The organism is Algoriphagus sp. PAP.12, from assembly GCF_026652115.1.
In the GTDB taxonomy this organism is placed as follows: Bacteria; Bacteroidota; Bacteroidia; order Cytophagales; family Cyclobacteriaceae; genus Algoriphagus.
Window position 1 is genome coordinate 55161 of record NZ_JAPPSQ010000006.1, and the last position, 12865, is coordinate 68025.

The following is a 12865-nucleotide window of genomic DNA, read 5'->3' on the forward strand; positions in this document are numbered from 1 at the left end:
ACCTTAAAGGCCCCGAAGCAATTCGGGGCTTTTTTCGTTTACATCATCGCTCCTATAGCTCCTCCAATCATTGCAAAAACAAAAATCAAGACATACAATCCAATGGATACTATGCAGAAAACCCCCATGAATTTGTAAAGTGATTTTTGATTTTCAAGTGCAGATGCCAAGACATCGGAATCTCTTTGGATAATTGCTTTTTTGATTTTGTCAGAGAAGCGATACAAGTACAAGGATGGGAAGAAATAAACCAGACCAATTAAGGCGTAGAATAAGCCCATAAAGATGCCCATTCCACCACTGAATGGATTGTTGCTAAATTCACTTCCTAAGGAAGAGAAAATTGATCCGGCAAATAATCCGACCAGAACCATTAAGCCTGTTCCGATAAATCCCAAAATCGCCAAGAAATTTCCCCATCTTCCTGTTTCGGCCAGTAGTGGGAGAGAAGTGTCTGGAATTGTTAATGATGGTTTTTTGAATGGTGTTTCTTCCTGAAAGGTGTTATTCTCTTCCATAGTTTGATTGACAAGTTTATTGAAAAATGATTAGTTGCCAATAAAGATATTTTAAGTGTAATGCTAAATACCTTCTAAAAAAAATCTGTCTTATTGCTTGTAAAAAGTAAATTGTTGATCAAATATTATTTTTAGGTCTTCTCCATCTTTTTCAAGAGTAACCTCAGCTCCCGAGGATAGATCGAAATAGTTGTCTTGGGTCAAAGCGCTTAAAATATTGATTTCGCCATTGTTTGGATCTGTCACCTGGAATTTACCATCAATGATTTCTACCTCGATGTAATAGTCTCCAATGCCAGAAACTTGCTGATCCAACAAATATGTGCCCAGATATTCCTGAATATGCTCTTTGGGCAATGGGATGGTTTCTATTACTTTCTGCTCGTCAATCCCCCAATCATAATAAGTAGAAATCGATCTTAAGATTTCTGCCATAAGGTTTACTCCCTGATCTGCATTGGTCATGATGATGACTGCCTCACCGCTATTGGCAAAGGCAACCATATTATTTGAAAAGCCCGCGTTCTTTCCTCCATGCCGGAAAAGTAAGGATTCTCCCTCTCCAGTCAATCCTGGGCCTAAACCCCAATCGTTTAAATGCTTGCTGAGCATTGCCTCTACAGTTTCTTGCTTCAAGACCCCATCTATTTTACCTGCTTTGATGTTTTGGATTTCTATGCAATATTTTGCCAAATCGGAAGGTGTTGTCCAAAGTCCTGCAGCTGCCTGTTCCGGGTAATTATGCCATTTTCCTTCAATGATTTCGCCTTGTCGATTGTAAGCTGCGCTTGCATTTGATTGCCATTTTTCTCCCAAAGGCTGCTGGTATGTGCTGTTTGTCATACCCATCGGCTTCAAAATCTGCTCCTCCAAGAACACTTCTAAAGGCCGTCCAGAAATATCCTCGACTACTTTTTCCATGATCGTATATCCGCCTCCAGAATACCTCCATATGCTTCCCGGAATCGTGTCTACTAAGACTATTGGAGTATTTCCTTCTCCTTGAAGCACTTCGATGACAGAGGGGAATGTATCATTTTGTGAATAGCCCGGGAAACCGTGGACGGTGGTTCCTGCTGAATGGGTCAATAGCCTTCTCACAGTGACTTTTTGCTCTGAAGTAAATTCATTTTCAGGAACTTGGTATCCTTGCAGATAGTCATTTACATTTTGATCCAAATCCAATTTTCCTTGCTCCATGAGTTTTAAAGCTCCCAAAGCCGCCACCGGTTTACTGATCGACCCAGCTTGAAAAAGGGTTGTTGGATTGACTTCTAATCCTGTTTCCGTATCCGCTATCCCATAGCCTTTTGCCCATTTGGTTTCACCATTTTGCACCACAGCTATACTGACACCCGGAACATGGTAAAAGTCCATTCTATCATAAATATTAAAAGATGAAATGGAATCTGAAGAAGATCGATAAGGTGTTAATAATCCATTCTCAATTTGAATAATCTCCTCTCCCAATGTGGCTTCGGACTGCTTTTGGCAAGAACTAATAATCATCAGGGAAATGAGGAGAAGGATTTCTGGTTTTTTCATACTAAGGTAGAATCTAGTCTGAATTTAAGAAAAATGAGGAAGGTTCTTATTCAAACCTTATTTTTCAGCTTTTCCGATTTTGTACTCTTTCTTCAAGTCTTCCAATTTCTGATCCAGTGATTGGGTAAATTCCGGACCGTAATATTTGGCTACCTTTTTCCCTTGTTCGAATGCATGAATAGCATCCTCAGTTTTTCCTATTTGATAATAGATATCTCCCATATGATTCCAGCCATAGGCGAAATAGGGATCGAGTTTTACTGCCTTATTGAGGCAGGCAATGGCTTTTTCAGTATTTCCGCTTTCAAACCAAGCTTCCGCATAGGAATCATAAGCGCTGGGATTTAAGGAGTCTTTTTGCAGGAAAGTTTCAAATGCCTGAATCGCTTCTTCCTTTTGATTGAGTTTCAGACAGGCATAGCCCATGTGATTGTATGCAGGAAAGTATTCTTTATTTCTTTGAAGCAGGTCAATCAAAGTACTTTTTCCCTCCTCAGCCCGATCCATGGCTATCAAGGTCATAGCCAAGAGATGACTTCCAAATTGATTTTCTGGGTCCTTTATCAGGAATTCCTTGATATTGCTTTCACATCCCCAGTAATCTCCACTGGCAAAGCTGCATAAGGCCAGTGTAATTGAATTATTAGGATCTGATTCGTCGGTTAGAGTCAGAGCCCTTTCGATATGAAGACTCGGGTCTTTGTAAAGCATAAAATCGACCAGTGCCATATATGCATGGGTCAATGCATGGTCTTCTTTTACCTGAATTAATTGATCAAAAAGCGTGGATGCTTTTTCATAGTAGGTACGATGAAATGACATCCTTGCATCCAAAAGACTTTGCTCGAAATCAGGCTTCGTTTTTTGAGATTGGCAAATCCCTTCTTTTGCTAGAAATACCAATAGCCCAAATACTAAAAATAGTTTAAATTGTAAATGTTTACTCATACGCATTTAGGAAAACTGAAAAAATGTAACTCATTGAAGATAAGTTTGTTTTGGGGTATATACAATACCTTCTAGCCAAATTTCAATTAAAGGTTATTTCCATTCAAAATCATACCCTCTTTGATTGTTTTCAAATAAGTTACAGCCTTGCCATCTTCACCAACTTCAACAACACGGTAAGAGGGGAAAGGGTTTCCCCAAGAGCCCCCGAAGTGACCTGACCAAAGGAAAGGTTTCTTTTTGTAAAGCATAATGCCATCCACATCATGATCATGTCCATGGAATGTAGCACGAACGTTAGGGTAGGAGGCTAGCAAATCCAAAAATGGCCTGCAATCTATCCCATGTCTGGTCCAGTCATTTTGGGAAATATGTACGAAAACAAAAACATGGGGAAGACTTGAAAACTCCTCCAATTTCTGTTGAGCAATGTCCATGTCGACGCAAAGATATTCTCCTTTAGTGTTGGAGCAATTGAGCAGAACTACACCAAACTCATCTTTGACCTGAAAGGAATGATTTACGGGATACCCCACAGTCTCTAGGAAAGCCGCATCTGTCATATGATCGTGATTTCCTCGAGTCATATAAAAAGGAGCTTTGAACTGCTCAAAAACACCTTTTACCTCAGGAATCAAATCTGCATTGTCATGAGTCAAATCCCCGTTGATGACTACGAAATCCACATCTTTTTCCTGATTGATGGCCTCTATCAAGTTTCTATGCGATGAATGAAAGTCTGTGTCTGGTTGTCCCCAGTGCCCGTCTGAAGCAGTGATAAATTTAAGTTTGGTGGTTTTGGGAAAATCCATTTTCCCATAAAGCATAAAAGGCATAGTCATTAAAGATGAACTCAATAATGTGATTTTCTGTAGAAAGGGTCTGCGCTGCATAGTTGAAAATTTGGCTGAGAATGGAAATTACATATTCTCAGCCAAAGACATGTTAATTAAAGGTCAAGCTTTCCTTTTAATTTCTTCAATCTAAAACCCAGCATTACATGGAAGAATCCTATTATTAGCATGACCATTCCAGTTAGGACAACCAATGTCATTCCGGCAAATATTGGGTTCCAAATCATGATAAATGAGAATATCATTCCCAGGATACCAAATGCCATCATCCATCCCCATTCTTTTATTCCATAGCTTTTCATATCCAAGGCAATACCGATCCCAGCGACTGAGCGAAACATAAATAGAAAACCAATGATAAATGGAATGGTAACCATAGAGATTTCTGGATGGATCATTAGAATAATTCCTGTGACGAATGTCAGAATGCCTAAAGCTAGCATCCAACCCCAATTGTCAAGTTCGTCCTTGTTAGAAAATGAGAAGATGATGTCAGAGAGTCCCGAGATGAAAAAGGAAATACTAAATAAGATAGCTAAAGAAAGGTAGGCTGCTCCAGGAGACATGAAGGTGTACACACCTACAGCAATAAATAGGATTCCAATTAGCAACTGTAAATACCAGTTTTTAATGGAGCTTTTGATTGTTTTTAAAATTTCATTTGGCATGGTGAAAGAATTTAAGTGATAGGGAAAAGAAGGTAATTAAGGAATATAAAAGTTGGTTGACTAAAAATTACGCACAATGAGGGAGAGAACAAACAAAAATTCTCTTTTAGTTTGATAGAAAGGAGTTTTGATTCAATTCAAACCTTTGAATAAGTTTCTCAACTAGTAACTTTAATCAAGGGAATTTGAGATACCATTTTTATAAGGCAATCACACTTTTTCTCCTTCTTATTGGTTGTACTTTTGGCATGGCCCAAAAGTACGAAAAGGCCTAGTCGCAGCTAAGCTTCCACCGCACAAAGCCTACCCGCACCCCGCGGCTGCGACCTCCCTGCGCACCACCAATTTTGAGTTATGTGCAAATTTTGAAATGATTTAGATTTTGGATGTTGGAAAAAGATTAAGACTCCAAAACCCCAAATCTCTTGATTTGCTAAAATCAATCCTTCTAAAACTGCAAAAAGAAAGGTCCAAGCCTTCCGACTTGGACCTTATTAAAGAAAGGCTAAAAACTTTATTCTTTCGTAGTTTCTATTACACCACGGAAGTAGCCTAGAGATTCAGCAATTCCCATAAACGGATTATCCATATTTCGCTCGTGTTCGAGACTACAAACGCCAGTGTAACCTACTTTTCTGATCATGCTTACCATGGCAGGGAAATCAATTATTCCACGTCCTACTTCAAGAGAATAGCCCAATTTGGTTGGTCCGGTCACGTCCTTGATGTGCATGTCAAACACGCGGCTGTGATATTTTTCCATATCTGCCACAGGATCTTTTCCATTTCTGGTATCGTGTCCTATGTCTAAGCACATTCCCATTCGAGGATCCAAATCTTTGGTATGATTCCAAACATCGTCAGCATCTTGGTAGATTGCGATATCTGGGCCATGCAAATGGATCGCAAACTTGAAGTCATATTCTTTTACCTTCTCATTGACATAAGGAAGCAGCTCCACATTAGGCACTCCCACAATCAGCTTTACACCGACTCTTTTTGCATAGTCAAAAGCTCTGTCAACTTCCTCCTGGGTTTTCATGTAAATAGGTCCAACAGCATATCCCGTCACATCATGAGCTTTTAGCTTTTCATGAAAAGCTGCAATTTCAGCATCGGTGCTATTCATTGGCAAATGAAAATCTTTGATGCATAAGTAATGCACGTCCAAGGCTTTCAATGTTTCTAGTGCCTTGCCGAGCTCAAATCTCGCAAAGGTGTAACCAGCAATCCCAACTTTGAATGTTTCACCTGTTTCTGGCGGAAGCTGTGGTCCGGGTCTGGTTTCCTGAGCCTTGCAAACAATCAGAGAAAAGACTAATAAAAGGGTCAATAAGGTTGATTTCATGTTTTTATTTTTGGAATTCTTGATTTCAATTTAGCAAAAGCAAAGCAAAGAGAAGTTATTGCCTTTGCCAAATACTGCGGAATCGTTTGCTTTGATTAGAGCGGGCCCACCATGATCCGTGTACCCATGGATCGTTTTAATTGAATTTTCAAAACCGCTTAATTGAGACACATACAACTATTATTTTTGAATTTCGGACATTGAATGCTTAAACTTGCCGGCCCAAAAAACTCAATTACCGATATGAAAACCATGTGGATCACCCCCGAGGGACTGGAAAAGCTGAAGGAAGAACTGGATCATCTCTGGAAGGTAGAGCGTCCAGAAACAACCCAAAAAGTGGCTTGGGCGGCAAGCCTAGGCGATCGTTCGGAAAATGCCGACTACCATTACAATAAAAAGCGCCTGAGGGAAATAGACAAGAGGGTGCACTATCTGCGAAAATGTGTCGATGATCTGAAAGTGATTTCCTATGCTCCTTTTCAGGAAGGAAAAGTCATGTTTGGAGCTTGGGTAGAGATCGAAAATGCCAAGGGACATAAAATTCGCCTTCGCGTTGTGGGAGGGGAGGAGATAATTCAACGGAGAGATTATATCTCCATCGATTCACCGATGGCTCAGGCCTTGCTGAAGAAGGAAGTAGGTGAGGAGGCTATCGTCCAAACCCCCAACGGGCTAATGACTTGGAAGATCAGGAATATCGAGTACAAGAAATAGGGGGAGGACAAGGCTATGGATTAAGGTGTTGTCGGCATGATCCTCAGGGAAATAACTGAATTCCTCCCAGGATCATCTCGCGGGTTTTCTTTTTATAAAGAATTGTTTTTCAAAAACGCCTACTGGGGAAATAGGTAGGTTATTTGTAACCTTTAAGGAGCCAAATAAAAAGTATCAATAATTTTCTTCGTCAATTTCTTCATCAGGTTCAAATCCCTTTTCCTCACTATATTTCAACGACAGTTGATACAATTGATCTGGGTCCAATTTATCAAGATTGGAATATTCCAAAGCACCAGGATATGCTTTCTTTATCATTTCAAAATGATGTAAAAGTAATTGAATCAGGGAATTGTTAAAATCGTATCCAGTAGGTTCCGAAATTTTCATCTCTTCATAATATTCTGATGAAATATCTTCACCATCTAACATTTTATCATTTCCCTCTTCGTAAATATATTTTTTTCTGTTTCTAAGATTCTCTTTGGTGGTTTTAAGATGTTGGTCCAAGCCTTTAAGGTCGAGAAGACCCATAATGGCTTTCTGAATTTCCTTTTGGGGAAATGTGATATTCCCGTCCGTCTGTTGGTCTAAAAAATCAAGCAGGATACCCCGGTAACTTCCCTCTCTAGCTGCATTTACGTTTCCAACGAACAAGCTTGCTCCCGGGGTGAGGTTTTGGAGATTGAGAATATGATTAATCGCCTCCTGCATTATAAGCAGCTGTTCCCAAGGGCTGTACAGCGTTATTTCATCCATGCTCATATCCTCCTGAGACGATTGGTCTTCTTGCATATCAACCATTTCAACACTATTTTCCTCATCTTTCTGCCCTTGAACATCAAAATTCAAATCTTCTTCGATCATTGTTTCACCAGATTGACTTTGGTCATTTACCTGCAGGTCTTCATAATATCTATTCATTTCCGTCAGCTCGATAAGCAGTTCTTGGCTACGAGCAAATTCACCTAAAGCAAATTGTATCCGGTGAATTTGTTTTTCATCGGCTTGAAATAATGATGACATCTTCTTTAGGTCATCATAGGCTTTCTCGGAAATATCCCAGATCTTTTCAGTAGCCATTGGAAGTGATAAGCCAACCAACTCTGAGTAAAATACATCCGTAAGCACTGTCCAAGCGGTGGTATGGGCACCCATGGTGTTACTGTAAGGAGAAGTGCCCCTCCCACCGAATTTGATTTCTTTAATTATGTTGTTTTCATCAACGGAAATAGCTGTGGTCAAGTAACGCTTCCCTTCCTTTTGAGCACGTTTACCTCTTTTCTGAGATTTTTTCTGTTCTTGCCCTCCATTTATTGTTTCCTCAGCCTTTATATTTACATTTTGATGCAAATTTTTTCCCAACTCACTGATGCCATCCTGCTGATCCAGTAGTTTCATTGTGTTGGGATATAGTGAAAAGAGGGTTCTAATGTGTTGCATGACCAGCATGTTACGCTTGAATTCAAAGGATAATTCGTCATGAACTCCGGGTGCAATCTTGTTCAATTCTTCTTGATTATTTAGCAAACAGACCACGGCAGCTGATCGTGCGTCAAACAAGCCTATAGCAGCCTTAATTACACTTTCGTAATTAAAATCCCCATCCTTTTCAGATTTAATAAGAGCGTTGGCTGATTCTCCTTTTCCTTTTCCAGCCAAGGCAGCACCAATTGCTTTAGTATTGATGGTACTCAGGGGTACCAGTTCGCGTGCTTCCAGGTAAGCATCCACCCAACCCTGCATGTGGGTAACAAGCTCCGCAGAAAACTCGTATTCGTCTTCATTTTCCACAGGATTATTGAAAATGCCAGCCTGGTTTTGTTGTTTCGATTTGCGAAATCTTCGAAAATCATCGACGTAACCATGTACTATTTCCAGTGCTTTGTTGAGTTTTGTTTTATGTTCCTCAGGCAAATTATCCCGTAGTTCTATTCCGGGGAGCTGATAAAGTTGGTGTACTAATTTGGCCAATAGAGTGGAGGCATCAACTATGCTTTTTCCCGTAAGTTGATTTTCAAGTCCCGAAGCTATCGCAGTGAAGGCAGTGGTATGATCGCCCATACTTCCTGAAAAAGTATTAGGTGGTCGGCCGACAATTGCAATTCCTCCAATTTTTCCATCTTCAGCGTCCGGTAAAATTTGTGTTGTGACACGCTGTATAACTGCTCTAGAAATAGAAGTGCCTGTTGGTTTCAATTGAATAGCTGAAGATGAGCCTCCGACCCTATTTCCTTTTAAAGAATTGTTTTTGTCCAAGCCTAAAGCTTTTTCCCCCATTAAATCCGCCTCCTTCTCCAACCCAGCATCTTCATTCACATTTATCTTACCCTTCAACTGCATGGTAGGTTTTACTATTCCTTGCTTTTGCTGTACAACATGCCAAGCTTCATGAGGTAAATGTTTTTCCTGTCCGGATGCAAGATGTATATCAGTTCCTTTTGCAAAAGCGTATGCTTGTAGTTGAGCTGGTTTATTAGAGTTGTAATGAACTTTTACATCATCCATGGAGAAACCCGAAAGGTTTTCTATTCCAGATTTCAAATTGTCGGGTAAACCCGTATTATTTTCTTTTTTCTGTATAAGTTTTGGTTGATGGGCAGAATGGTAGTCAGCCATTTCTTGTAATTGAGCTACTTGTTTGGCTTGTGGGCTGTTTTTTGCTATCTCTTGAATTTTTCTTTGTGCAAGAGCCTCAGGTCTATTATCAACAAACTGAAAAGTAGACTCACCGCTAATTTGCTTTTGAGAAACATCATTTGCAACCGATTGACTTTTGTTGTCCTGTGTAGTGTCAGCGTGAGTATTCATATTTTCTACTTTTCAAGGTTTGGTCAATTGCCAATAACTTGTTAATTATTATACTCGTTTGTCATTATCCATGTCCAAATTCATTCAGTATATATACCTTTGAAGGATTTATTTTTTAATGATCATCATGTGGAGATCATCATCTTTTAGAGCTTTTTTGACTTATAAAAGTAATTCTCGGAAAGTATAGGGACATTAGCTTTTCTTGATTTATGACCCAATAATTCTTGAATATCTTAAGTCGGTCCTGCTCTAAAAAGATGAGCTCCAAAGCTATTATTGAGCTAATTACCAAAAGCAAAATCCACTAGAACTTTTGCATTTTTTTCAAATACCTCAATTCTGATAAAAATGGTTTTTATTGGGTCTGAACAAAATGTAGTTTAATATATTAAAAATTAATGATAAAAATCTCCCTCTACCTTGGTCTACACCTTGGATGCTGTCCTGACTAATCAATTTTCCTTTGCCAAGGTCTGTTTCTTCACGGACCATAGCCAAGAAAGGAGTAATTAAACATCACACTATCCCCAGATAAACTGAATCTGACAATTCCCTTTTTTTAGTCCAGGGATTTGCTTGGCTAAAGGCGATCCAGGCATGCCATTTCTTGTCGGATGTAAAATTTGGAACAGGAAGGATATGGCTTCCTTTTTCTCTGATATTCCCGAAAAATTCCCATACAGAACCGCTAAGAATTCCATCTATCGCTAGGAGGAAGACAAAAACTGGATCATTAGGGCTTGCTGAAGCCTGCCAGGAATTATCTTCCCAAGAGAATTTAACTCCTTCAGGTACCCGTTCCACTTTAGGTTCTTGAGGCCCTAGAAGATTTCCCCTACTCACTTTTACCAAACTGATATCCAGTACTTTTGAAGCAGCATTGGCTTCAAACTTAAAGGAGTTTTTCATAGTATAGGACACGGCCGCATGATAGGCTTTTCTAGCGCCATCCTCATAGTTTTGATAGCCAAAACGTAGAATTAGGAGTGATGTTTTTCAGGAATCTATGGGTTTGGGTATTGACCGACTGCGAGTGGCGATTTCTTTCGGAGGTTTTTGCTTTGGTAGCCTTGCTTTGTTTTCCGGGCTTTTTACGGATATAGGTTTTTCCTCCTACTTTATAAATGACCAGTTCTCCTATACTTCCTGATACTCCTTCCAAAAATGAACTTATCACTCTAGCCATTCTCCTAATATTTGGTTTACAGAGGAATATAGTTCATTTCGATGTAACTATAAAATAAATCAAATAAAAATTTAATTAATGCTAATGATTGTTCATTGTTTGAGCAATCAATTATTGTTTAATGATTGCATTTTGATTGATTTTGGATTTGTCATGGTATGGATTGAATCCACCTGATGATACCTAGATCTGCATATGGTAGTGGAGCATGGATGAATAGAAGCTAACTTTATCAGGATAGGGAAAGAAGGGGTTTCTGGAATCAATATTCTTCCAGAACCGACAAATGATCTTGTCATGAGTTTTTTTCAAACCATCGCTTATACCAATTTTCTATAAACATGTGCTTGTTTTTTCAGAAAAGCTCTTGGTTAAAAACTGGTAACTCCCTGGATGGCTGAATAGCTAGCCTTCGACATAAAACCCTTTAGGATTTGTGCCGGTTTTACTTGGAGAATGGCAAATAGTAAGCGGATATTCTACTTTCCGATCAATTTTTCCAATCGTTGCATCATCTCCTCCTTTTCCTTGAGCATGCGCTCGTATAGGGCAATTTTCTCCTCGTGAAGTTGTATGATTTTATCAATAGGGTGGAAGTACAGTTATCATTTTTCTGATAACCTATTGATCCATTATGGAAAGTATTTGAAATAATATTTACGGCTTGTTCCTCTTCGAAATTTTGGAAAGCCTCTACAGGAAGTTTCAATACTTCAGCAATTTGGCTTAACAGGCTAGCTTCTATTTCTTCTTTCTGTTCCAAAAGAGAGGTTTTCTTTTGATTCCAGTCTTCACCCAGTTCAAAGGCTAATGCTTCCTGTTTGATACCCAGCATTTCACGAAAGCGTTTGATATTTCTGCCTTGGGAAATTTGTTGGCTGGGCTTTAGCCCAAATCTTTCATTTACAAATTGGGATAAAGCCCATCTAGGCGTAGACTCTGGCGCTGGATGAAGTTTGAAAATCACCCTAAACTTTACAATCTACGAAGATGGTCAGGATTCAATTGGTTTAAACACTCCAGGAAGATGTTTTTTTCTAAGCATAATTCAGCTTCACTCAAAGGGTATTATGAATTGCAAATTCAAGAAATAAAAAAGCGTAGTAGCAGACTACGCTTAGTGGGGCAGGTTGTGGGCTTATTGCTCATGGCCGTCTATTCGATTGGCAACCGTAATTTTATTGTCCTGCCATCCTTTGGGAAGATGCAGGTTCATTCCCGTTTCATTTTCAACATCTATTAATTCATTTCTTAGGTCAATGCTCCTTAATCCAATATTCGCTCTATTTTTATTGATTGTTTCAAGAACTATATCGTCTGGAATGGCTCCAAGAAAGCCATATGATGTTAATTCATGGTCGTTTAAAGCAGCAATTCGCCAGTCTTCTATTTGTGCTAATTCATAGGGTGATATTTCACCTTGTTTCAATGCATTCAATAATTTCGGCCTTAAATGATCATATATCGTGTCTTTCGAATTGTAATTCTCTGATATTGAATTATGATGACTTAAAATCACTGAGCCCCATAAATTATTCCCAATAAGTCGTTCACCAGGATAACCAAATTCATCTATAATATGCCCTAGTTCCTCTAACTGATGCTCGCTATGGGGAGCAAATTTTTTTTCAGAATATCTCCTTTTAGCCTTTTGTCCTATTCTAATAAATGCTCCAAGTGCCTTTTTCTGATCCTTCTTAAACATTTCATGGACTTGTTCTTTAATCTGAAGATTTAGTCTTGATAGGTAGATGTTGTGAAGGGAATCATATGCAGACATTATTCTAGCCCATTCCGGTTGTTCCCTTAAAGATCGCAAGTTGTTATTTTTGTCGATGCTTTCTAGCGTCCAACCAGCCTTGATACCCAGCTTGGTGAATTTCATCCCCGATTTATAATCTTTTTCGAATGCACTGAGTTCAGTAGCAACTTTGAGGTCTCTTAGAAACAAGAAATCAAACTGTTTAAAGAGAGAATCAAATAGGTTAATTGCAGAACTGTATTTTCCTTTGACAATAAGTTGTTCGCACTCAATTACCTTCGAGTGGTATTTCAGGTAGTTTTCTTGGGCATGGCTCTTAGTAGAAACCAAAAGGCAGCCTATAAGCAAAATGGATACGGAAAATTTCTTCATCAAATAAAAGATCCATTTTTAGCGTAAATGGTTGGAAACGATTGGTACATGTTGTCGGGGCGGATTTCGGGGGGCGTTCCTGTCCGATGGACATGGAATTGCGAAACGAGAATTCGCAGTTGGCAAACCACCA

Annotated in this window: 11 protein-coding genes and 1 pseudogene; 1 reads left to right on the top strand and 11 read right to left on the bottom strand. The window is 39.2% G+C overall.

Going from position 1 to position 12865, the window contains the following annotated elements; genetic code table 11:
- Positions 1-38: 38 nt before the first annotated feature.
- From O0V13_RS08995 to O0V13_RS09020, 6 genes are all read right to left on the bottom strand, one after another.
- Entirely contained in the window at positions 39-518 is a 480-nt protein-coding gene (locus O0V13_RS08995) for a DUF5362 family protein (RefSeq protein WP_268034650.1), read from the bottom strand.
- 90 nt (positions 519-608) lie between these two features.
- Positions 609-2063, bottom strand: a complete 1455-nt coding sequence (locus O0V13_RS09000; RefSeq protein ID WP_268034651.1) for a serine hydrolase domain-containing protein — start codon at positions 2061-2063, stop codon at positions 609-611.
- Between the two features lie 57 nt (positions 2064-2120).
- On the bottom strand, positions 2121-3011 hold the full coding sequence (locus tag O0V13_RS09005) for a tetratricopeptide repeat protein (protein WP_268034652.1): 891 nt from the start codon (positions 3009-3011) through the stop codon (positions 2121-2123).
- Positions 3012-3097: 86 nt separating this feature from the next.
- Positions 3098-3904 (bottom strand): metallophosphoesterase family protein, encoded by an 807-nt coding sequence (locus tag O0V13_RS09010; protein WP_268034653.1) that lies wholly within the window; start codon positions 3902-3904, stop codon positions 3098-3100.
- 56 nt (positions 3905-3960) lie between these two features.
- Positions 3961-4533 (bottom strand): HdeD family acid-resistance protein, encoded by a 573-nt coding sequence (locus O0V13_RS09015; protein ID WP_268034654.1) that lies wholly within the window; start codon positions 4531-4533, stop codon positions 3961-3963.
- Positions 4534-5047: 514 nt separating this feature from the next.
- On the bottom strand, positions 5048-5881 hold the full coding sequence (locus tag O0V13_RS09020; RefSeq protein WP_268034655.1) for a sugar phosphate isomerase/epimerase family protein: 834 nt from the start codon (positions 5879-5881) through the stop codon (positions 5048-5050).
- A gap of 204 nt (positions 5882-6085) precedes the next feature.
- Here O0V13_RS09020 and greB point away from each other — a divergent pair, with 204 nt between their 5' ends.
- The gene (gene greB / locus O0V13_RS09025; protein ID WP_268034656.1) at positions 6086-6598 is read left to right on the top strand and encodes a transcription elongation factor GreB; all 513 of its coding nucleotides are present in this window, start codon (positions 6086-6088) and stop codon (positions 6596-6598) included.
- Between the two features lie 174 nt (positions 6599-6772).
- Here the strand turns inward: greB and O0V13_RS09030 are convergent, their stop codons facing one another.
- From O0V13_RS09030 to O0V13_RS09050, 5 genes and pseudogenes are all read right to left on the bottom strand, one after another.
- On the bottom strand, positions 6773-9409 hold the full coding sequence (locus O0V13_RS09030) for an eCIS core domain-containing protein (protein WP_268034657.1): 2637 nt from the start codon (positions 9407-9409) through the stop codon (positions 6773-6775).
- A gap of 519 nt (positions 9410-9928) precedes the next feature.
- Complete coding sequence (locus O0V13_RS09035) at positions 9929-10333, bottom strand: DUF6266 family protein (protein WP_268034658.1); 405 nt, start codon at positions 10331-10333, stop codon at positions 9929-9931.
- Between the two features lie 31 nt (positions 10334-10364).
- A complete protein-coding gene (locus O0V13_RS09040) occupies positions 10365-10598 on the bottom strand; it encodes a hypothetical protein (RefSeq protein WP_268034659.1) in 234 nt (77 codons plus the stop codon).
- Positions 10599-11077: 479 nt separating this feature from the next.
- Positions 11078-11433 (bottom strand): annotated as a pseudogene (locus tag O0V13_RS09045) (XRE family transcriptional regulator).
- Positions 11434-11736: 303 nt separating this feature from the next.
- A complete protein-coding gene (locus O0V13_RS09050; protein WP_268034660.1) occupies positions 11737-12732 on the bottom strand; it encodes a hypothetical protein in 996 nt (331 codons plus the stop codon).
- Positions 12733-12865 lie beyond the last annotated feature (133 nt).

Coding starts and splice junctions, on each gene's coding strand:
- O0V13_RS09015 (WP_268034654.1), bottom strand. CDS start 4,533: ATGCCAAATGAAATTTTAAAAACAATCAAAAGCTCCATTAAAAACTGG.
- O0V13_RS09005 (WP_268034652.1), bottom strand. CDS start 3,011: ATGAGTAAACATTTACAATTTAAACTATTTTTAGTATTTGGGCTATTG.
- greB (WP_268034656.1), top strand. CDS start 6,086: ATGCTTAAACTTGCCGGCCCAAAAAACTCAATTACCGATATGAAAACC.
- O0V13_RS09040 (WP_268034659.1), bottom strand. CDS start 10,598: ATGGCTAGAGTGATAAGTTCATTTTTGGAAGGAGTATCAGGAAGTATA.
- O0V13_RS08995 (WP_268034650.1), bottom strand. CDS start 518: ATGGAAGAGAATAACACCTTTCAGGAAGAAACACCATTCAAAAAACCA.
- O0V13_RS09020 (WP_268034655.1), bottom strand. CDS start 5,881: ATGAAATCAACCTTATTGACCCTTTTATTAGTCTTTTCTCTGATTGTT.
- O0V13_RS09030 (WP_268034657.1), bottom strand. CDS start 9,409: ATGAATACTCACGCTGACACTACACAGGACAACAAAAGTCAATCGGTT.
- O0V13_RS09010 (WP_268034653.1), bottom strand. CDS start 3,904: ATGCAGCGCAGACCCTTTCTACAGAAAATCACATTATTGAGTTCATCT.
- O0V13_RS09050 (WP_268034660.1), bottom strand. CDS start 12,732: ATGAAGAAATTTTCCGTATCCATTTTGCTTATAGGCTGCCTTTTGGTT.
- O0V13_RS09000 (WP_268034651.1), bottom strand. CDS start 2,063: ATGAAAAAACCAGAAATCCTTCTCCTCATTTCCCTGATGATTATTAGT.